Source organism: Streptomyces sp. CA2R106, from assembly GCF_037034245.1.
Lineage (GTDB): Bacteria > Actinomycetota > Actinomycetes > Streptomycetales > Streptomycetaceae > Actinacidiphila.
In genome coordinates, this window is the sequence record NZ_JBAGKC010000003.1 from 74,477 (window position 1) to 93,517 (window position 19,041).

19 protein-coding genes are annotated in these 19,041 nt (G+C 75.7%); 8 read left to right on the forward strand and 11 right to left on the reverse strand.

Features of this window, described 5'->3' with window-relative positions:
- Nucleotides 1-10 precede the first annotated feature (10 nt).
- The 4 genes from WA788_RS05895 to WA788_RS05910 all read left to right on the forward strand — a co-directional run bounded on the left by WA788_RS05895 (nt 11) and on the right by WA788_RS05910 (nt 3,563).
- Nucleotides 11-694: a class F sortase gene (locus WA788_RS05895; protein ID WP_335972294.1), complete on the forward strand. Its 684-nt coding sequence runs from the start codon at nt 11-13 to the stop codon at nt 692-694.
- A gap of 83 nt (nt 695-777) precedes the next feature.
- Nucleotides 778-1,266, forward strand: coding sequence for an RNA polymerase sigma factor (locus WA788_RS05900; RefSeq protein ID WP_335972987.1), 489 nt, complete (start codon nt 778-780; stop codon nt 1,264-1,266).
- Complete coding sequence (locus WA788_RS05905; protein ID WP_335972295.1) at nt 1,250-2,155, forward strand: DUF4232 domain-containing protein; 906 nt, start codon at nt 1,250-1,252, stop codon at nt 2,153-2,155. The genes WA788_RS05900 and WA788_RS05905 overlap by 17 nt, the downstream gene beginning before the upstream one ends.
- Before the next feature lie 283 nt (nt 2,156-2,438).
- The gene (locus tag WA788_RS05910; RefSeq protein WP_335972990.1) at nt 2,439-3,563 is read left to right on the forward strand and encodes a PP2C family protein-serine/threonine phosphatase; all 1,125 of its coding nucleotides are present in this window, start codon (nt 2,439-2,441) and stop codon (nt 3,561-3,563) included.
- Here WA788_RS05910 and WA788_RS05915 read toward each other — a convergent pair.
- The 3 genes from WA788_RS05915 to WA788_RS05925 form a co-directional block, all read right to left on the reverse strand.
- Complete coding sequence (locus WA788_RS05915; RefSeq protein WP_335972296.1) at nt 3,520-4,215, reverse strand: ribonuclease H family protein; 696 nt, start codon at nt 4,213-4,215, stop codon at nt 3,520-3,522. The genes WA788_RS05910 and WA788_RS05915 overlap by 44 nt on opposite strands.
- A 76-nt stretch (nt 4,216-4,291) precedes the next feature.
- Nucleotides 4,292-5,659, reverse strand: a complete 1,368-nt coding sequence (locus WA788_RS05920) for an NAD(P)/FAD-dependent oxidoreductase (protein ID WP_335972297.1) — start codon at nt 5,657-5,659, stop codon at nt 4,292-4,294.
- 80 nt (nt 5,660-5,739) lie between these two features.
- Nucleotides 5,740-6,741 carry a quinone oxidoreductase family protein gene (locus WA788_RS05925; RefSeq protein ID WP_335972298.1) on the reverse strand — a complete coding sequence of 334 codons (1,002 nt, stop codon included), beginning with the start codon at nt 6,739-6,741 and terminating at the stop codon, nt 5,740-5,742.
- A gap of 98 nt (nt 6,742-6,839) precedes the next feature.
- Between WA788_RS05925 and WA788_RS05930 the strand changes: the two genes are divergently transcribed.
- Entirely contained in the window at nt 6,840-7,343 is a 504-nt protein-coding gene (locus tag WA788_RS05930; protein ID WP_335972299.1) for a MarR family winged helix-turn-helix transcriptional regulator, read from the forward strand.
- Nucleotides 7,344-7,403: 60 nt separating this feature from the next.
- On the opposite strand, the gene WA788_RS05935 is transcribed toward WA788_RS05930, so the two are convergent.
- Entirely contained in the window at nt 7,404-8,411 is a 1,008-nt protein-coding gene (locus tag WA788_RS05935; protein WP_335972300.1) for a quinone oxidoreductase family protein, read from the reverse strand.
- Nucleotides 8,412-8,537: 126 nt separating this feature from the next.
- Here WA788_RS05935 and WA788_RS05940 point away from each other — a divergent pair, with 126 nt between their 5' ends.
- Nucleotides 8,538-9,299: a CGNR zinc finger domain-containing protein gene (locus tag WA788_RS05940; RefSeq protein WP_335972301.1), complete on the forward strand. Its 762-nt coding sequence runs from the start codon at nt 8,538-8,540 to the stop codon at nt 9,297-9,299.
- Between the two features lie 136 nt (nt 9,300-9,435).
- On the forward strand, nt 9,436-10,752 hold the full coding sequence (paaK, locus tag WA788_RS05945; protein ID WP_335972302.1) for a phenylacetate--CoA ligase PaaK: 1,317 nt from the start codon (nt 9,436-9,438) through the stop codon (nt 10,750-10,752).
- Here paaK and WA788_RS05950 read toward each other — a convergent pair.
- The 7 genes from WA788_RS05950 to WA788_RS05980 are packed head-to-tail and all read right to left on the reverse strand — an operon-like array spanning nt 10,718 to nt 17,738.
- On the reverse strand, nt 10,718-11,917 hold the full coding sequence (locus WA788_RS05950) for a M20 metallopeptidase family protein (RefSeq protein ID WP_335972303.1): 1,200 nt from the start codon (nt 11,915-11,917) through the stop codon (nt 10,718-10,720). The genes paaK and WA788_RS05950 overlap by 35 nt on opposite strands.
- Entirely contained in the window at nt 11,917-13,005 is a 1,089-nt protein-coding gene (locus tag WA788_RS05955) for an LLM class flavin-dependent oxidoreductase (protein WP_335972304.1), read from the reverse strand. Before WA788_RS05955 ends, WA788_RS05950 begins: the two co-directional genes overlap by 1 nt.
- Complete coding sequence (locus tag WA788_RS05960; protein ID WP_335972305.1) at nt 13,002-13,916, reverse strand: ABC transporter substrate-binding protein; 915 nt, start codon at nt 13,914-13,916, stop codon at nt 13,002-13,004. The genes WA788_RS05955 and WA788_RS05960 overlap by 4 nt, the downstream gene beginning before the upstream one ends.
- On the reverse strand, nt 13,913-14,770 hold the full coding sequence (locus WA788_RS05965) for an ABC transporter ATP-binding protein (protein ID WP_335972306.1): 858 nt from the start codon (nt 14,768-14,770) through the stop codon (nt 13,913-13,915). Before WA788_RS05965 ends, WA788_RS05960 begins: the two co-directional genes overlap by 4 nt.
- Nucleotides 14,767-15,627 (reverse strand): ABC transporter permease, encoded by an 861-nt coding sequence (locus WA788_RS05970; protein ID WP_335972307.1) that lies wholly within the window; start codon nt 15,625-15,627, stop codon nt 14,767-14,769. Before WA788_RS05970 ends, WA788_RS05965 begins: the two co-directional genes overlap by 4 nt.
- Complete coding sequence (locus tag WA788_RS05975) at nt 15,624-16,646, reverse strand: NrtA/SsuA/CpmA family ABC transporter substrate-binding protein (protein ID WP_335972308.1); 1,023 nt, start codon at nt 16,644-16,646, stop codon at nt 15,624-15,626. The genes WA788_RS05970 and WA788_RS05975 overlap by 4 nt, the downstream gene beginning before the upstream one ends.
- 42 nt (nt 16,647-16,688) lie before the next feature.
- Nucleotides 16,689-17,738 (reverse strand): ABC transporter substrate-binding protein, encoded by a 1,050-nt coding sequence (locus tag WA788_RS05980; RefSeq protein WP_335972309.1) that lies wholly within the window; start codon nt 17,736-17,738, stop codon nt 16,689-16,691.
- A 466-nt stretch (nt 17,739-18,204) separates the two neighbouring features.
- On the opposite strand from WA788_RS05980, the gene WA788_RS05985 reads away from it, so the two are divergent.
- Entirely contained in the window at nt 18,205-19,005 is an 801-nt protein-coding gene (locus tag WA788_RS05985) for an IclR family transcriptional regulator (RefSeq protein WP_335972310.1), read from the forward strand.
- Nucleotides 19,006-19,041: the final 36 nt, after the last annotated feature.

The window sequence follows — 19,041 nt, forward strand, 5'->3', positions numbered from 1 at the left end:
TCCGGCCGGCGTGACCGCCGTACGCCAGGGGGCCGCCGGCCGCCGGAACCGCCGCGGGGGCGCCCTGTGCGCGCTCGCGGCGGGTCTGGCGCTGCTGTGCGGGTGCCAGTCGACCGCGCCCGCGCAGACTCCGTCCGACGGCGGCTCGGTGACGCCCGCCGCCACCGCCCCGGCGGCCACCGCCCCGGGCGCGGGCGGCACTCCGTCGGCGGCGAACGCCCCGGGCCCGATGGCGCGTTCGGTGCCCTCGCGGCTGCGCATCCCGTCGATCGGCGTGGACACCCCCGTCATGGCGCTGGGCCTGGCGTCCGACGGCCAGGTGCAGGTCCCGCCGATCGCCAAGGACGCGCCCGCGGGCTGGTACGACGGCTCGCCGACGCCCGGGCAGCTCGGCCCGTCGGTGCTGCTCGGCCATGTCACGGTGGGCGCCTACGGCGACGGGGTCTTCCTGCACCTGGACCGGATGCGCGCGGGCGAGACCATCGCGGTGACCCGGGCGGACGGCTCGGTGGCGACCTTCTCCGTCGACCGGGTGCAGACCGTCGCGAAGTCCCGTTTCCCGACGTCGTCGGTGTACGGGAACGTCGACCACCCCGAACTGCGTCTCATCACCTGCGGCGGCACCCGGATCAGCGGGGGCGGCGGCTACCCGGACAACGTGATCGTGTACGCCTCACTGGTCTCCGGGGCGTGAGCCGGATGGCGCCCGCCGGTCCGCTCGGCCTCACGGGACCGGTACGGTCGGCGGAGCCACGACGAGAAGCAGGAGGAGCGACCATCCGGTCTCAAGAGCGCGCCGCCTCCGAGCTGTTCGCGGCCCTGTACCCGCGGCTGGCGGGCTGGGTGCGCAAGCTGGTGGACGACGACGGGACCGCGCACGAGATCGCCGCCGAGGCGTTCACCCGGCTGTGGGCGCGCTGGACGAAGGTGGAGGAGCCCAGCGGCTTCCTCTACGTGACCGCGGCCAACCTGGTGCGCGACCACTGGCGCAGACTGGAGCGCGAACGGCGCGCGCTGCGCCGGGTGAAGACGGAGGAAGCGGTGAAGCAGCAGCCGGAGGCGGCCGACCCCACGGTGCGGATGCTGGTGCAGTCGCTGCCGGAGCGGCTGCGCGACCCGGCGCTGCTGTACTACTTCGCCGACCTGCCGGTCCGGGAGGTGGCGGCCCTGCTCGGCCGCCGGGAGGGCACCGTCAAGGCCGATCTGCACGCCGCCCGCGAACACCTGCGCGCCAAGCTCGGGGAGCACCATGACCGGATTTCCTGACGGCCCCGCGCTTCCCCCGGACGGCACCGGCCCCGGCGGGCCAAACGGGCCGGCCCGCGGCGCGGACGGGGCCGACGACCCCCTGGAGCGGCTGCTGCGGCCCGCGGGCGGCTATCTGGCGCCTCCGCCCGGCGCGTTCGAGCGTGTCCGGCGGCGGGCCGCGCGCCGGCGCCGGGTGCGGGCACTGGCCGGCGGCACCGCGGCCGCCGCGGTGGTCGCGGGCGCGCTGTTCCTGACCGGTGTGGTCTCCCCCGGCGGCGACGGGCAGGTGGTCGGCCCGCCCGCCGACCGCTCGCTGGCCAGCAGCGGCCCCGCGCTCTCGCCGAAGCCCACGCACACCGCCGCGGCGCCCAGCGCCACCGGCGGTCAGCGCCCCACGCCGTCCGCGGGCCGGGCGATGTCCACACCGTCGGCGACCGCCACCCCGCCGGGCGCGGCGGGCGGCGCACCGAGCGCTTCCCCGACCACGCCGGATGCCACCCCGATGTGCACCGCCGCGCAGCTGTCGGCGAGCCTGGGCGGCAGCGACGCGGGCGCGGGCAACCTCTACCGCTACCTGGTGATCACCAACACCGGCACGGCGTCCTGCCACGTCACCGGCTACCCGGGCCTGTCGATGCTCGACGCGAACGGCACGCAGATCGGCCGGCCCGCCACCCGCAGGACGCTGGACTACTCCCCCGTCGTGCTCGCCCCCGGGGGCGCCGCCAGCGCCACCATCCACACCGTCGACCAGCAGGGCACCTGCCTGGCCACCTCGGCGCGGCTGAAGATGTACCCGCCGGGCAGCAAGGCGTCCCTGACGTTCGCCGGGCAGGTCACCGACTGCGACGACATGTTCGAGATCACCCCCTTCACCGCGGGCCGGACCGGCAATCCGCCGTCCTGAGCCGCGGCGTACGCCCCGGGGCACGCGGCGCCCGGAGCAGGGCTCGATGCGGTAACGGCAGGTGGGGACCGGCGGGCCGACCGGCCGGTACGGGCCTAACCTGGCGGACGGGGAAGGTGAGGTGAGCGTGCTGCGACGAGGCCGGGCCGGGCGCCCGCAGGAGACGCCGGACGCCCCGCGGACCGACGGGGACGCGTACGGCGGCGCCGTCGTCGGCCCCGAGGGCGCCGAGGGCGGCGCGGACCTGCTCGACGACAGCGGCAGCAGCCGGCTGCCGGCCGGCATGGAGCGGCCGTCGGCGCCGCTGCCGCTGACGGTGCTGCCGTACGCGGTGATGGCCGTGGTGGCCCTGGCCGACGGGATCGGCGGGCAGAGCGTCGGGGTGCTGCCGCTGGTCTCGCTCGGCCCGGCCTTCGCCGGGCTGGTCGGCTCCTGGCAGCGCACCGCGGTGATCGGCGCGCTGGCGGTGGCCGTGGTGTGCGCGCTGGGCGAGGTCGACGGCCTCTTCGGCCAGCGGCGCGGCTTCGCCTCGATCGGCGCCGTGGTCGGGGTGACCGTGGCCGCGGTGATCGCCGCGGTCACCCGGCAGCGGCGCGAGGCGGAGTTGGCGAACGTCCGGTCCATCGCGGAGGTCGCGCAGCGGGTGCTGCTGCGGCCGGTACCGCGCAGCGCCGGGCGGCTGCGGGCGGCCGTGTCGTACACCTCGGCGGTGACCGAGGCGCGGATCGGCGGGGACCTGTACGAGGTGGTGCCGACGCCGGCCGGGGTGCGGGTGGTCATCGGCGATGTGCAGGGCAAGGGTTTGGCGGCGGTGGAGACGGCCGCGGTGGTGGTGGGCGCGTTCCGGGAGGCGGCCCATGACGAGCCGACCCTGGAGGGCGTGGGCGGCCGGGTGCGGCGCGCGGCGGACCGTACGCTGAGCGGCGAGAAGTTCGTGACGGCGGTGATGGCGCAGATCGATCCGCTCGGCCGCACCACGCTGCTGAACTTCGGCCACCCGCCGCCGATGCTGGTCCGCCCCGGCGGGAAGGTGGACTTCCCCGAGCCGCCGCAGTACGCGCTGCCGCTGGGTCTGGGGCTGCGGCCGGCGGAGCTGCCGCCGCCGTTCGAGGTGGACTTCCGCCCGGGCGACCAGCTGCTGCTGTACACCGACGGCGTCACCGAGGCGCGCGATCCGGCCGGGGCGTTCTACCCGCTGGGCGAGCGGGCGCACCTGCTGGCCGACCCCGACCCGCAGCGCGCGCTGGAGGCGCTGCGGGCTGACCTGATCGCGCACACCGGGGGGCCGCTGCACGACGACGCGGCGATGCTGCTGCTGCGCTACCGGGAGCCGCGGGCCGCGCTCGGTCCGGGGCCCGACGGCGTCAGCGGCAGTCCGGGTGGCCCCAGCCGTCCGGGTTCTTCGTGATCGGCTCGCCCGCGGCGTAGGGGCGCCCGCAGCGGCAGCGGCCGGGGTACTTCGCCTTCAGGGTGCGCACCGCGCCCGAGGCGCCGGACACGCCGCCGGCCGGGGCGGCGGCGCCCCCGGCGGCGCGGGCGGCGCCCTTGGGCGGCTTGCGGCTGGCGGCCGGCGCGGGCGGCGGCGCCGGGGAGCCGGCGGCGCTGCCGGCCGGCTGCTGGGCGACGGCGGCCTGGCTGGCGGCCCGGTCGGCGAAGTCGTTGAGCCGGTCGCCGTCGACCTGGTGCGCGGGCACGTAGCGGAACTCGACGGTGCGCCCGGCCAGCAGGTTGTCGATGCGGACCACCAGCTCCTGGTTGGCCACGGGCTTGCCGGCGGAGTTCTTCCAGCCGTTGCGCTTCCAGCCCGGCAGCCAGCTGGTGACCGCCTTCATCGCGTACTGGGAGTCCATCCGGACCTCCAGCGGCACCGCCGGGTCGGCGGCGGTCAGCAGCCTCTCCAGGGCGGTGAGTTCGGCGACGTTGTTGGTCGCGGTGCCCAGCGGGCCCGCTTCCCAGCGCTCGGGCTCGCCCGAGGCGTCGGCCATGACCCAGGCCCAGGCGGCCGGGCCGGGATTTCCTTTGGACGCGCCGTCACAAGCGGCGGTGATGCGGTCTGCCACGCTCCGATCATGCCACCCGGCGCGGGCGGCGCGGACCCGGGCGGGCCGGATGCGGTGCCCGGGGCCGGGCCGGGCGTCACTTCTGCTGGAGGCCGGCGCCCGCGGCGTGCTCGCGGACCTGCTCGGGTGTCAGGTAGGCGCCGGTGTACTCGAAGTCCCGCATCGCGGCCGGGGTGCGGGCCAGGAAGCCGATCCGGACGAAGTCGTCCCCGGCGACCGCGTTGAGCAGCCAGTTGGTCAGCACCCGGGTCTTGGCGACATTGGTGCGCATCGCCGACAGGTGGTAGCCGCGGGCGACGGCCTGCGCGACCATGCCGCGCAGCTCGATGCCGAGCGGTTTGGAGACCGCGTCGCGGCCGCCGAGGTCCACCACCAGGCCGAGGTCGTGGTGCACGTAGGGCTGGAGCGGGCGGCCGCGCAGTGTCGCGATGACGTTGTCGGCCACGGTGCGGCCCTGGCGCATGGCGTGCTGGGCGGTGGGCGGGCAGACCGCGCCCTCCTCGTCCTTGGCGAGGTCGGGTACGGCGGCGGCGTCGCCGAGGGCGAAGACCCCCGAGCGGCCCGGCACGGTCATCTGGGCGGTGACCGCGAGCCGGCCGCGGACGGTCTCCGCGTCGAGCGTGCCGATCAGCGGGCTCGCGGTGACGCCCGCGGTCCAGATCAGGGTGCGGCAGGGCAGCACCCGGCCGTCGGTCAGGGTGACCTCGTCGGGGCCCGCCTTGGCGACGGACACGCCGAGCGAGATGTCGATGCCGCGGTCGCGGAGGATCTGCTGCGCGCTGCGGCCGAGCTTGTCGCCGAGCTCGGGCATGAGCTTCGGCGCGATGTCGATCAGGTGCCACTTGATCTGCCGCGGGTCCAGCCGCGGGTAGCGGCACAGCGCGTTGGTGGTCAGGCGCTGGAGGCAGGCGGCGGTCTCGGTGCCGGCGTAGCCGCCGCCGACGACGACGAACTGCAGGCGCGCGGCGCGCTCGGCCTCGTCGTTGCTGGCGTCGGCGAGGTCGAGCTGCGCGATCACGTGGTCGCGGATGAAGGCGGCTTCGGCGAGGGTCTTCATGCCGCGCGCGTGGTCGGCGAGCCCGGGGATGTCGAAGGTGCGGGTGACGCTCCCGGGGGCCAGCACGATGTAGTCGTACGGCTCGTTGACGATCTCGCCGGTGACGCTGCGGACCACGCAGACCTTCGCCTTGGTGTCCACGCCGATCGCGCCGCCGGGGATGATCCGGGTGCGGTAGCGGTGGCTGCGGCGCAGCGACACCGCGATGGACTGCGGGGTCAGGATGCCGGAGGCGACCTGCGGCAGCAGGGGCAGGTACAGCTGGTAGGAGAACGGCGTCACCAGGGCGAGGTCGGCTTCCTCGGCGCCGAGTCTGCGCTCCAGCCGCCGTACGCACCCCACTCCGGCGAAGCCGGCGCCCACCACGAGGATCTTCGGTCGTGCCACGGTAGCCCTTCCCTTCTGGCGGCCTGGCTTTCGTCCTTGAGCGGTCGCCTGCCCGCGGATCGCGGCTTCGCACTTCCGTCCTACCGCGCACCGGGGGTGTCCGCCAGCGGAGGGAACGGCTGCGCGGCGGGGGTCAGCACCAGGCGCCGCCCGGGTTCGGCGGGCGCGGTCCAGGCGTGCTCGATGTCGGCGAGCGGCACCGCCCGGGCGGCGGCGGTGAGCGTGCCGGCGGCCAGTTCGGCGACCAGGTCAGGCAGTTCGGCGACGATGCCGGCGGCGGTCAGGGAGCCCTGGCCGCTGCCCATGATGCGCAGGTTGGCCGCGCGCAGCACGAAGGAGGGCAGGGTGATGTCCGGCCCGGCCGTCGAGCCGATCTGGACCCAGTCCAGTGCCGCGCTGCGGTCGGTCCTGCGGGTGAGCAGGGCGGGGATGGCCAGCTGGGTGGGGGCGCCCCAGGTGTAATCGATGACCACGTCCACGTCGGCGGCGGCCTCGCCCAGCCGGGCGGCGGCCTGCTCGGGGTCGCCGGCCAGACGGACCAGGGCGGTCGCACCCAGAGCGGTGAGCTGCTCCAGCCGGCTCGTGTCCCGGCCCGCGGCCACGACCCGGGCCGCGCCGAGGCGGCGGGCGACCTGCACGGCCATCTGCCCGGCGCTGCCGGTCGCGCCGAGTACCAGCACGCTCTGCCCGGGCGCGAAGGCGACCCGGCGGCGCAGCGCCACCCACGAGGACATCGCCGGGTTCATCGCCGCGGCGATGACCACCGGGTCGGCGTTCCCGGGCAGGGGTACGGCGCGGCGCGGGTCGAGGAGGGCCTGCTCGGCCATCGTGCCGGGCACGTCGTCGCCGGCCACGAAGTACACCAGGCCGCCGTCGGGCAGCCGTCCGACGGCGTCGACGCCGGGGACCATCGGCAGGCGGCCATCGCTGGTGTAGTGGGTGCCGTCGGCGCCGGAGCGGACTCGTGGGTGCAGTCCGGCGGCGAGCACGTCCACCAGGACCTGGTCGCCGGCCGGCTCGGGCACGGCGAACTCCTCGTAGCGGGGCGGGTGGTCGAACGAACGGACGACGGCGGCGCGCATGGCGGCTCCTTCGGGGCGCGGGGATGCCACGACGCATTAGTACGTGACACCAACCAAATTAGTTGGTGCCACGTACTAGGTCAAGCTACGATGGCGGCATGCCCGATGACGCAGCCGCCGCCACCGCCGCACCGGCCTCCGCAGACCGAGCGCCCGGACACCGGGTGCCCGAAGACGCCGGGACAGCCAGTCTCGGGATCGTGGACAGCCTGGTGCAGCTGTCGTTCCTGGTGCAGGGCGTGCTGGCGAAGGCCGCGGCCGAGCACGGGCTGTCGGTGGTGCAGCTGCGCCTGTTCGGCGTGCTGCGCGACCGCCAGCCCGGCATGCAGGCGCTCGCGCAGCACCTGGGGCTGGACAAATCGAGCATGACCGGGCTGGTCGACCGGGCCGAGCGGCGCGGGCTGGTGCGCCGCACCACCTCGCCGCACGACGGTCGCGCCGTCCTGGTGTCGCTGACGGAGGAGGGGCAGCGGCTCGCCCGCGCCGGCGCCGCGGACGTCGGCCGCCGCATCGAGGAGCTGACCGCGGCGCTCGACGGCGGGCAGCGCGACGAGCTCGCCCGGCTCGCCTCCGCGCTCCTCGCGGGCGCCACGGAGCTGTGACCGCCACCCCGGAGGCGGACCGCGGACCGCGGCCGGACGCGCCCGGGCCAGGCCGCGCGGTCAGGGCCGCGCGGCTCGGTCCTGCACGGTGAGGACGATCTTGCCGCGGTTGAGGCGGTCCTCCAGACGCTCGTGGGCGCGGGCGGCCTCCTCCAGCGGGAAGGTGGCCTCCACGGGCACCCGGTAGGTGCCCGCCGCCACGCGCGCGGCGATCCCGCCCAGGTCGGGCCGGGGGTCGTAGCCGTGTTCGACCAGGCCGGTGAGTTGGAAGCCGTGGATGGACGCGTTCTTCGGGTAGAAGTCGCGGGTGTCCACGGTGCTGGGCCGCAGCGCGACGTTGGCCAGGGAGACGACCCGCCCCGCGAAGGCGACCTGGCGCAGGCTCTGCGCGAAGACGTCGCCCCCGACGGCGTCCAGGACGACATCGGCGCCGCGGCCGCCGGTCAGCCGCAGCACCTCCTCCACGGCGGCCTCGCCCGGGAAGGCCGAGGTGTCCAGGACGGCGTGGGCGCCGAACCCCGCCGCCCAGCTCACCTTCTCGCTGCTGCGGGCGGCGGCGATCACCCGGGCGCCGGCGTGTGCGGCGATCTGGACCGCGGCGCTGCCCACGCCGCTCGCGGCGGCCTGTACGACGACGGTCTCGCCCTCCGCCAGCCGCGCGAGCCGGTGCAGGCAGTACCAGGCGGTGACCCAGGCGATGGGCATCCCCGCGGCCGCGACCGGGTCCACACCGTCCGGCAGCGGGACGACGCGGCCGGCGGGCACCACGGCGAGTTCCGCGTACAGGCCCGCGGCACCGCCGCTCATGGCCATCACACGGGTGCCGGGCGCCGGGCCGGTCACGCCCTCCCCGAGGGCGGCGACGGTGCCGGCCGCCTCCAGGCCGAGGATCAGCGGCAGCGGGCGGGCGCGGTGGTAGGTCCCGGCGCGGGCGAGCGCGTCGGCGCGGTTGACGCCCGCCGCCTCGACCCGGACCAGGACCTCGCCCGGGCCCGGCACGGGGTCGGGCAGCTCGACCGGGGTGAGGACCTCCGGGCCGCCGAACGTGTCGATCCGTACCGCGCGCATGGTGCAGTCACCTGTCTTGTGTCGGTGTCTCAGGCGCGCGGCCCGGCGCCGGGCCGCGCGGCGCTCAGTGAGCTGCCCCCACTGTGTGACACTGCTTCAACGAGTGTCAACTGCTACCGTCGGGGCATGGCGACGACGGGTTCGGCAGCGGGCGCGGCAGGCGGCGGGCGGCGGGGCGGGGGCGGTGCGGGCGGTGCGGGCGGTGGGGGCGCCTCCGAGGTGCCGGACGCGGCGAGCGGCGAGAGCGGGCCGGGCTTCCGCTTCGTGGGCGGCCGGGTGTGCCTGGACTTCGTGGCCACCCTCGGCAAGCGTCACACCGACCCGGTCGAGCGGCTGCCCGAGCCCGCCGCGCTGGCCCGCTGGTTCGACGCTGCCGGGCTGCTGCCCACCGGCGCGGCGGCGCCGCAGGTCGGTGCGGCCGGGCTCGCCCAGGCGAGGGTGCTGCGGGAGGCGCTGAACCGCCTGGTGCGCGCGGCGATGGCCGGCCGGCCGTACAGCAGGACGGACATCGCGGTGGTCAACCGGGTCGCGGTGCTGCCGGATCTGGCGCCGCAGCTCGCGGTGGGCGACCAGGCAGCGGAGGCGGGCGGGGCGGAGGTGCGCTGGCAGCACCGCGGGCCGGTCGCGGGGGCGGCGCTGGCGACGGTGGCGCGCGACGGGGTGCTGCTGCTCGGCGGGCCGGTCGCGGGCCGGGTCAAGGAGTGCGGCAACCCGGTGTGCTCGCTGCTGTTCGTGGACGACTCCCAGGCCGGGCGGCGCCGCTGGTGCTCGATGGAGCGCTGCGGCAACCTCGCGAAGGTCGCCGGGTACCGGGCCCGGGCGCGCCGCAGGGACACGGCGCAGGAGGCGGGCGCCGCGCAGGACGCGGAGGGCGGCCCGCCGCGCTGAGCTGCGGCGATCGGCGCGAGGCGCGGAACAAGCCCTTGACAGCGCGAGCCGTTGCTGATTCGTTGGCAGCAAAGCCGGACCGAACGATCGGTCGGTCCGGCGGTGCGGCTCGGCGTGGAGCGCGAGGGAGAGTGGCATGGGCGGGAGCGTCCCGGACGAACTGCTGGACCCTGCGGAGCGGATGGGGCCCGACGAGCTGGCCGCGCTCCAGTTGGGCCGCCTCCAGGCGACCCTGCGGCACGCGTACGAGCACGTGCCCGCCTACCGGGAGAAGTTCGACGCGGCCGGGGTACGGCCCGAGGACTGCCGGAGCCTGGCGGACCTCGCGCACTTCCCGTTCACCACGAAGGCGGACCTGCGGGCGGCGTACCCGTTCGGGATGTTCGCGGTGCCGATGCGGGAGGTGCGGCGGCTGCACGCGTCCAGCGGCACCACGGGGCGGCCGACGGTGGTCGGCTACACCGAGCAGGACCTCGCGGTGTGGGCGGAGGTGGTGGCCCGCTCGATCAGGGCCGCCGGCGGCCGCCCGGGCCACAAGGTCCATGTCGCCTACGGCTACGGGCTGTTCACCGGCGGGCTGGGCGCGCACTACGGCGCCGAGCGGGCCGGCTGCACCGTGATCCCCGCGTCCGGCGGGATGACGGCGCGGCAGGTGCAGATCATCCGGGACTTCCGGCCGGAGATCATCATGATCACCCCCTCCTACATGCTGACGCTGCTGGAGGAGTTCGAGCGGCAGGGCGTCGACCCGCGCGGCACCTCGCTGCGGGTGGGCGTCTTCGGCGCGGAGCCGTGGACGGAGGGGATGCGCGCGGAGATCGAGGAGCGGTTCGGGATCGACGCGGTCGACATCTACGGGCTGTCGGAGGTGATGGGCCCGGGCGTGGCGCAGGAGTTCGCCGGGAGCAAGGACGGCCTGCACATCTGGGAGGACCACTTCCTGCCGGAGGTGGTGGACCCGATCACGGACGAGGTGATGGCGCCGGGCGAGGGCGGCGAGCTGGTGTTCACCTCGCTCACCAAGCAGGCGCTGCCGGTGGTCCGCTACCGCACCCGGGACCTGACCCGGCTGCTGCCGGGCACCGCCCGCCCGGCGATGCGGCGGATGGCGAAGGTCACCGGGCGGTGCGACGACATGATCATCCTGCGCGGGGTGAACGTCTTCCCCACCCAGATCGAGGAGATCGTGCTGCGCACCCCGGCGGTCGCGCCGCACTTCCGGATCGAGCTGACCCGGCCCGCGCGGATGGACCGCATGGCGGTCCTGGTCGAGGCGCGCCCCGGCGCGGGCCCCGAGCAGCGGGCGGCCGCGGCGGCGGCGATCGCCCGCGGCGTCAAGGACGGCGTCGGGGTGAGCGTCGAGGTCAGCGTGGTGGACCCGGAGACCCTGGAGCGGTCGGTGGGCAAGATCCAGCGGATCAGGGACCTGCGGGAGCCGCGCGAGGCGCCGTGAGCGCTCCGCCCGCCGCCGCGGACAGGCGGCGCAGCGCGACCTCGGCGAGCAGGGCGGCGCCGTCGGGCAGCACGGCGTCGTCGAAGACCGCGTCGGGCGCGTGGTTGCCCGGGGCGGTGGCCGGGTCGCGGCCGGGCGGGCAGGCGCCGAGGCTCGTCATCACCCCGGGCACCTCGGCGAGCACCCGGCCGATGTCGTCGGACACCAGCGCCGGGCGGGCGGCCCGGGTGAAGCGCCCGGCGCCGAACAGGTCGGCCACGGCCCGGCCGACCAGGTCGGCTTCGGCGCGGTCGTTCACCGTGGCCGGGTACCCGGGGGCGTACTCCACCTGTGCCTGGAGCCCGTGGGCCGCGGCGATGCCGCGGGCGGCGTGCCCGGCCTCCTCGGCGAGCCGGGCCAGCGCGGTGTCCGACAGCGCCCGCAGGGTCGCTTCGAGGCTGCCCTGCGCCGGGATGATGTTCGGCCGGGTACCGGCGTGCAGGGCCCCGACGGTGAGGACCACCGGGTCGAACGGGTCGAAGCGCCGGGCCGGCAGCGCGCCCAGCGCGGTGACCAGTGCGGCCAGCGCCGGGATCGGGTCGCGGGCGCGGTGCGGCCAGGCCCCGTGCCCGCCGCGCCCGTGCAGGGTGACGGTCAGGGTGCCATTGGCGGCCAGCGCGGGTCCGGCCGCGTTGCTGAAGACGCCCGCCGGCGCCGACGCGCTGGAGTGCAGCGCGTACGCGGCGACCGGGCGGCTGCCGGTGGTCTCCAGCAGGCCCTCGGCGAGCATGAGCCGGGCGCCGTCGTGCCCCTCCTCCCCCGGCTGGAACATCAGCAGGACGTCGCCGGCGAAGTCCTCCCGCCGGGCGGCGAGCAGGTGCGCGGCCCCGACCAGCATCGCGGCGTGCTGGTCGTGGCCGCACACGTGGCGCGGCCCGCCCGGGAACGGCAGCGCGTCCAGGTCGGCCCGCAGCAGCACCGTGGGCCCCGGGCGTACGCCGGAGACCACCGCCACCACCGAGCTGAGCGCGCTGCCCGGGGTGGCCGCCACGCCCGGCACGTCGAGCGCGGCGAGCACCGCCTGCTGGGTGCGGGGCAGGTGCAGGCCGGTCTCCGGGTGCGCGTGCAGCTGCCGCCGCAGCCGGTCGAGGCCGAGCGAACGGGCCTGCGCCACCAGGTCGTTCATCAGGCGCTGCCCCGCAGCGCGGGCAGCACCGTCTCGGCGATGCGGTAGGACTCCTCCAGCAGCGGGTTGCCGGACAGGATGAAGGTGTCCACGCCCAGCTCCTGGAACTCCCGCAGCCGTTCGATGACCTGGGCGGTGGAGCCGACCACGGCGGTGCCGGGGCCCGGCCGGAACAGGCTCATGCCCGGCCACAGGTTGGGGTGCTTCTCCAACTCCCGTGCGTGCTTGGGCACCCGCCCGCCGTGCTGCCGGAACTGCCGGGCCCAGCCCTCGCCGTCCTTGCTCCCGGGGTCGCCGAGCATCCGGGTGTACGTCGCCTGGCTGGTGACGTCCAGCAGCCGGTCGGCGGCGGCCCACGCCTGCTCCTCGGTGTCGCGCACGATGAGGTGCAGCCGCAGGCCCAGGCGCAGTTCGCGGCCGTGGTGGGCGGCGCGCTCGCGCACCCGGTCGAGCTTCTCCTTCAGCAGGTGCGGCGGCTCGCCCCAGGTGAGGTAGACGTCGACGTGCTGCGCGGCCATCTCGATGCCGGGCGCGGAGGACCCGCCGAACCACAGCGGGGTGTGCACGCCGCCCTGGAGCGGGGCCAGTTCGCGCAGGGCGGCGCCGGCGTTCGTCAGGTCGTAGAAGCGACCCTTGTGGTCGAAGACCTCGCCGGCGGTGAGCCGTTTGACGATGTCCCAGTACTCGGCGCTGAGTTCGTACCGCTCGTCGTGCTCCAGGTTCAGGCCCGCTTGGCGCAGGGCCTCGGTGGAGCCGTTGACGACGTTGAAGCGCAGCCGGTCCGGGCCGAAGAGGTGGGCGAAGGTCAGGGCCATCTTGGCGAGCACGGTGGGCGAGATGAGCCCGGGGTGGACCGCGAGCAGCGGTTTGAAGCTCGGCCGGGTCTGGGCGGCGATCGCGCTGGCCAGCAGCCACACGTCGTACAGGTCGGTGGCGAACAGCGCGCCGTCGTAGCCCGACCGGTCGACGGCGACACCGAGTTGCTGGAGGTAGGCCAGGTCGGTGGTGCGGCGGCCGGCCGGCTCCCAGGGGTAGGCGCCTTCGCGCGGGATGATGTACCAGAGGATCTCGGGGCTGGGCACGGTCACTTCTCCGAGGATGCGGCGGGCGTGGCGGCCAGGGCGCGGGCGGCGGCGGCGTCCAGGCCGGGGTGGCGGGCGTCCGCCACGGTGATGGGGCGGGCCAGGAAGCCCGCGGCGGCGAGGATGTCGGCGGCCTCCTGCTGCTCGGCGACAAAGGCGTCCGAGACCGGCTCCAGCCGCCAGGGCAGTGCCGCCAGTGCCTCCCGCCAGTCCGGCGCGCTGCCGCCCTGGTCGGCCGCGGCGATCTCGGCGGCCTCGTCCAGGTGCTCGGCGGCCCAGCTGTCGGCCGCCCGCAGCGCCTGCACGATGGTCTCGACCAGCTCCGGTCGGGTGTCGGCCAGTTCGCGGCGGGTGAAGAACACCGAGCGGTCGGCGATCAGGTCGCCCGCCTCGGCCAGGGTGCGCAGCCGGCTGTCCCGGCGGGCCGCCGTCAGTTCCGCGCCCTGCGCCACCCACGCGTCGATGCCGCCGTCCAGCAGCCGCGCGTACGAACCGTCGTCCGAGCGCTGGGCGGTGATGTCGGCGCCGTAGGAAAGGCCCTGCAGGGCCAGGGACTTCGCCACGAAGTGGGTCTGCCACGAGCCGATCGCGAGCTGCACGGTGCGGCCCCCGAGGTCCGCGGGCGAGGCGATGTCGCTGTCCGCGCGCACCAGCAGCGCACCGTGCCCGGGGCGCGGCGCGGACACCGCGGCGTACACCAGGTCGTGCCCGTCGGCCTGGGCCGACAGCGGCGGCGTCGACCCGGTCCCGCCGAAGTCGATGGTGCCGTCGGCGAGCGCGCCCGCGGTCGCCAGGCCACCCGCCTGGTGCCACACCACGCTCTCCCCCGCCTCCGCCAGCGCCTCTTCGAGCAGCCCGAGCCGCGACAGGTAGTACAGCGACGGATTGGCCTTGTGGACACCGATGTTGACGGTCATGCGGAACGCTCCTTGGTCACGAGGGAAGTTGAGCCGGTACGTGGTCCGCCGCCCGCCGGACCGTCCGCGGGAGGCGGCTCGGGGGCGGCGGCGGGCGGGGTGGCGGGATGGACCCCGAGGGTGGACAGCAGGCGGGTGCGGAGGGCGGCGAAGCGGGGGTCGGCGCTGTCGCGGGGGTGGTCGAGGGTGATGCGCTCGTCGGAGGCGAGGCGGCCGTCGCGCAGGACGGCCACCCGGTCGGCGAGCCGGATCGCCTCGTCGACGTCGTGGGTGACGAGCAGGACGGCGGGCCGGTGGCGGCGGCAGAGTTCGCCGACGAGCTCGTGCATGCGCAGCCGGGTCAGCGCGTCGAGCGCGGCGAACGGCTCGTCCAGCAGCAGGAGTTCCGGCTCGCGGATCAACGCACGGGCCAGCGCGACCCTTTGGGCCTCGCCGCCGGACAGGGTGGCCGGCCAGGCGTCCTCGTGCCGGTCGAGCCCGACCTCGGCCAGGGCCCGCCGCCCGGTCTCCTTGGTGCGCGCCCCGCGCGGCAGCGCGACCGTGACATTGGCCAGCACCCGCTTGGACGGCACCAGACGCGGCTCCTGGAAGACGACGGTGCGCGACTCGGGGACCAGCACGCTGCCCCCGTCATGGCGGTCGAGCGCGCCGATGATCCGCAGCAGCGTGGTCTTCCCGGTGCCGCTGGCGCCGAGCAGCGCGAGGAACTCGCCCTGCGCGATGTCGAGATCGAGGCCGTCGAGCACGTCGCGGCCGCCGAAGGTACGGCGCAGGCCGCGGATGCGGACGGCGGCGGCGCGGCCGCCGGGCCCGCCGGGTGCCTGGGACGCCTTGGACGTCAGTGGCTCGCTCATCGCGCGGCCCCCTGCGTCCGCCACGGCATGAGCACCCGTTCCAGCAGCCGGGCGCTGCCGTCCGCGACCAGTCCGATCAGCGCGTAGATGAGGATGCAGACCGTGAGGATGTCGGTGCGGCTGTACTCCTGCGCGGTGGACATCAGGTAGCCGATGCCAGCGGTGGAGTTGATCTCCTCGGCGGCGATCAGCGCGATCACGCTGAGCGTCATCGACAGCCGCAGCCCGGACAGCAGCGCGGGCAGCGCCCCGGGCAGCACCACCTCGCGGACCAGCGCCAGCCGGCCCATCCCGAAGCTGCGCATGGCCTCCACGAGTTTGCGGTCGGTGTTGCGCACCCCGCCGGCGGCCGAGACGTACATCGGGAAGCTGGTCGCGACCGCGATCAGCACCACCCGGGCGGTCTCGCCGATGCCGAACCAGACCATGAACAGCGGCACCAGGGACAGGAACGGGATGGTGCGCAGCAACTGCATGGAGGAGTCGAGGAGTTCCTCGCCGAGCCGGGAGAAGCCGGTCAGCACGCCGAGGACGAGTCCGGCCGAGGCGCCGATGAGCAGGCCGAGCCCGGCGCGGGTCAGCGACACCGACAGCGCGTCGCCGAGCTGTCCGCTGGTCCACAGCTCCTTGAACGCGGAGAGCACCTGGCGGGGCGAGGCGAGCAGCGACGGGCTCAGCGTGCCGGAGGCGGACGCCCAGATCCAGACCAGCAGCAGCGCGACCGGGCCGAGCAGCCGCAGGCCCAGGCTGAGCGCGCGCGGCCTGGGCCGTACGGTCTTCGGGCGCGGGGCGACCAGCCCGGGCGCCACCGGGTCGGTGGAGGTGCCGAGGGGGGTGTCGGCGAGCGCGCCGCTCACTTCGCGCTCGCAGTGGTCGTGTCGATGTCGATGACGTACGGCTTGACGTCGAAGACGCCCTTGGTGATCTTCTGTGCGGCGAAGAACTGCGCGACGGTCGCGAAGTGCGCGAGCTGGGTCGCGCCGATCGGCTGGGCGGTGCCGAGCGCCTTGTCGATGGGCAGTTCGACGGCGCGCTGGGCCGGGCTGACGGCTTCGGGGCCCGAGCTGGTCTTGACGTTGAGGTAGGCCGCGGGGTTCTGCTGCTGCTTCAGCCCGGCGTCGTGCAGGTAGGCGTAGAGCGCCTTGACGACCTCGGGGTGCTGGGTGGCGAAGCCGTTGCGGACCGCCCAGACCGCGTAGTTGTCCGAGCCGACCTGGCCGCCGGTGGTCAGGAAGCGGGCGCCGGAGTTGGCGAGGGCGGGGACGGAGTACGTCGCCCAGGTCGACCAGGCGTCCACCTGGCCGGAGTTGAAGACCGGGCCGACCTGGTTGGGCTGGAGGTAGACCCGCTTGACCTTGTCGGCGGGGATGTGGTTCTGCTGGAGCGCCTTGAGCAGCAGGTACTCGCTGGTGCCGCCGTGCCAGACGGCGACCTTCTTGCCGACCAGGTCGCTGACGCTGTTGATGCCGGAGTCCTTCTTCACCAGGATGCCCTCGCCCAGCTCGTCGGGGTCGACGGCGGAGAACAGCTTGAAGCCGGGGGTCTGGGCGAGCGCGGCGATCGCGGAGGTGATGGAGCCCTCGGCGAAGTCCAGCGCGTTGGCGTCGAGTTCCTGCGCGGCGGGGGCGAAGGCGCCCGCGGTGCCGGTCCAGGCCACCTTGGCGTGCACCTTGGCCAGGGCCTTGGCGAGCGAGCCGTCCTTGCGTCCGAGGGCGAGCACTCCGGAGTTGCCGCCGTCGGGGATGCGGACGGTGACGGTCGCGCCGCTGCCGCCGGCGTCCGCGCGGGCCGAACGGGAGGAGGACGAGGAGCAGGCGGCCAGGGACAGCGCGGCGATCAGGGCGGTGAGGGCGAGGGCTGGTTGACGGACGTTCACGGGAGGTCTCCAGGAAGGGGCGTGGCCGCGGGCGGCACGGGTTCAGGGGGTGGCGGGGGCCGGTGCGGCGGCCGTGGCGGAGGTGGCGGCGCCTTGGGCGCGGGCCGCGCGCAGCTCCCGGGCCCGGCGCAGCGGTTCGTGGTCGGCCCAGGCGGCGACGTCGACCGGCTCGGGCAGGAAGCCCTGCGCGGACAGGAACCGCTCCTGCTGGGCGAGCAGCTCCAGCCGCTCCGGGCTCAGGTCGAGCCCGAGGCTGCCCGCGGTGCCCGCGCGGTAGGCGCCGGCCACCCCGTCGGGTCCGGCGCCGGTCTCGGCGCCGAGGATGCGGGCGAGGTCGCCGGGGTGGCCCGCGGCCCACTCGGCGGCGTCGAGCAGCACCGCGAGGAAGCGGGTGACGAGGTCGGGCCGCTCGTCCAGCAGCCGCTGGTGGACGGTGATCGGGCGGGGCGTGCCGTTGTTCACCCGGCTGCGGCGGTCGGGCGCGGCGTCCAGGTCGACGGCGACCTCGGCGCCGTAGCGGCGGGCCGCCTCGACGGCGAGGGCGCCCTTGACGTAGACCGCGTCGACCACGCCGTCCCGCAGCGCCGCCAGCTCCCCCTCCCACTGGCCCTGCCTGACGCCGGGCACGTCGACCAGGCGGGCGTCGTCCAGGGTCAGTCCGGCCAGGCCCAGGGCTCCGGCGTGGCCGTGCAGCGCCATGGCCCGCCAGAAGTCGATCGCGATGTCGTGGCGGGGCACGGCCAGCTTCCGGCCGCGCAGCTGCTCGGGGCCGCGCAGGTCGCTGCCGGCGCGCACCAGGATGGACTGCCGCTCCTCGATCCAGGTCAGCGCGATCACCCGGGTCGCCTCGCCGCGTGAACGCGCCCACAGCGCGGGGACGTTGCCGCCTTCGCGGAAGAGCGCGGCGAGTTCGTGGGTGAAGTGGCTGAGCGGCAGCCCGTCGCCGTCCTTGTCCGCGGCGGCGTCGCGCAGCGAGCGTACGGCGATGCCGTCGGGGGCGAACTCGGCCGCCAGGGTGCCCCGGTCGGCGGCGATGCCGGTGGCGGTGGGCACGGGGCAGCGGGTGAACCAGATCTCGTCCGTTGCGGACATGGGGGCTCCAGGCGGGAGTTGGGCGCGGGAGGCGGCGGACCGGGGCACGGCGTGCACGGGCCTGCGGGGTGCTTCGGCGGGGGCGCCGCGGGGGTCTGACAGGGGGCGCGCGGCCGGGCTCGGCCGGGGGCCGGGCGGGCCCGGGGCACCGCAACGCGGGAAGGGGTACGGCAGCCGGGGTCAGCGACAGCTGGCGCCGCGGGACCTGCCGAGGTCCAGGTACAGCCGCGCGCACAGGGTCGGGCGGAAGGCGCTGAGCAGGCCGGACGTACTGGTCACGGGTGGCTCCCTTCCGTCTTGGGTGTGCGGCGTGCGGTCTGCAACGGAGGCTGGCACACCGATGCCGCCACGGGCAACACTTCCCACGATGTGGGATGCAGTTGTCGGCGAGAGTTCACCGCGGGAGACATGGCGCAATGTTCCGGCAACAGTTGCCAGATGGTGGCAGCCTCCGCATGCTTGGGCCATGACGACGGATGCGCGCCCCAAGGCCGCCGACGCGCCCCCAGGAGCCCAGGCGGTCACCCGCGCGCTGCGGCTGCTGCACTGCTTCCGGGACAACGCGGGCGAGCTGAGCGCCTCCCAACTCGCCCGCCGGATGGACCTGTCGGTGTCCACCGCGCACCGGCTGGCCCGCACCCTGGTAGCGGCCGGCTTCCTGGAGCAGGACGCGCACACCGCCCGCTACCGGCTCGGCCCGTCCGTCGCCGAACTGGGCCAACTCTCCTTGCACCAGCGGGGGATGCACCTGGCGGAGCCCGAACTCGACGCGCTGGCACGGGCCACGGGCACCACGGCCGACCTCGCGATCCGCAGCGGCGACCACGCGGTGATCCTGGTGGGCAGTTCGGTGCACCCGACGGCGGGCCTGGGCCTGCGCCGCCCGCTGCACTCCACCGCCCTGGGCAAGGTGCTGCTGGCGTGGGCGCCCCCGGGCGGGCCCGACCTCGCGGCGCTGCCCCCGCTGCGGGCGCACACCGACCGCACCATCACCGAACTGGACACGCTGCGCGCCGAGTTGGACCGGGCAAAAGCGGCCGGCTACGCGCTCAACGACGGCGAGTCGGCGTACGGGGTGCGCACCGCGGCCGTACCGGTGCTGGACGCCGACGGGCACGCGCACGCCGCGCTCGCGGTGCGCTCCACGCCCGACGTGCTCACCGACGCCCGGCTGCCCTGGTTCGTCGCCCGTGCCCGGGCCTGCGCCGCGGCGCTCGAGGTCCTGCTGCTGCCGCCCGCGCAGCGCCGCTCCGCACTGGCCGACTGACCGGTCAGCCCCGAGCGGCGGGCGGGCCGGGCGGAC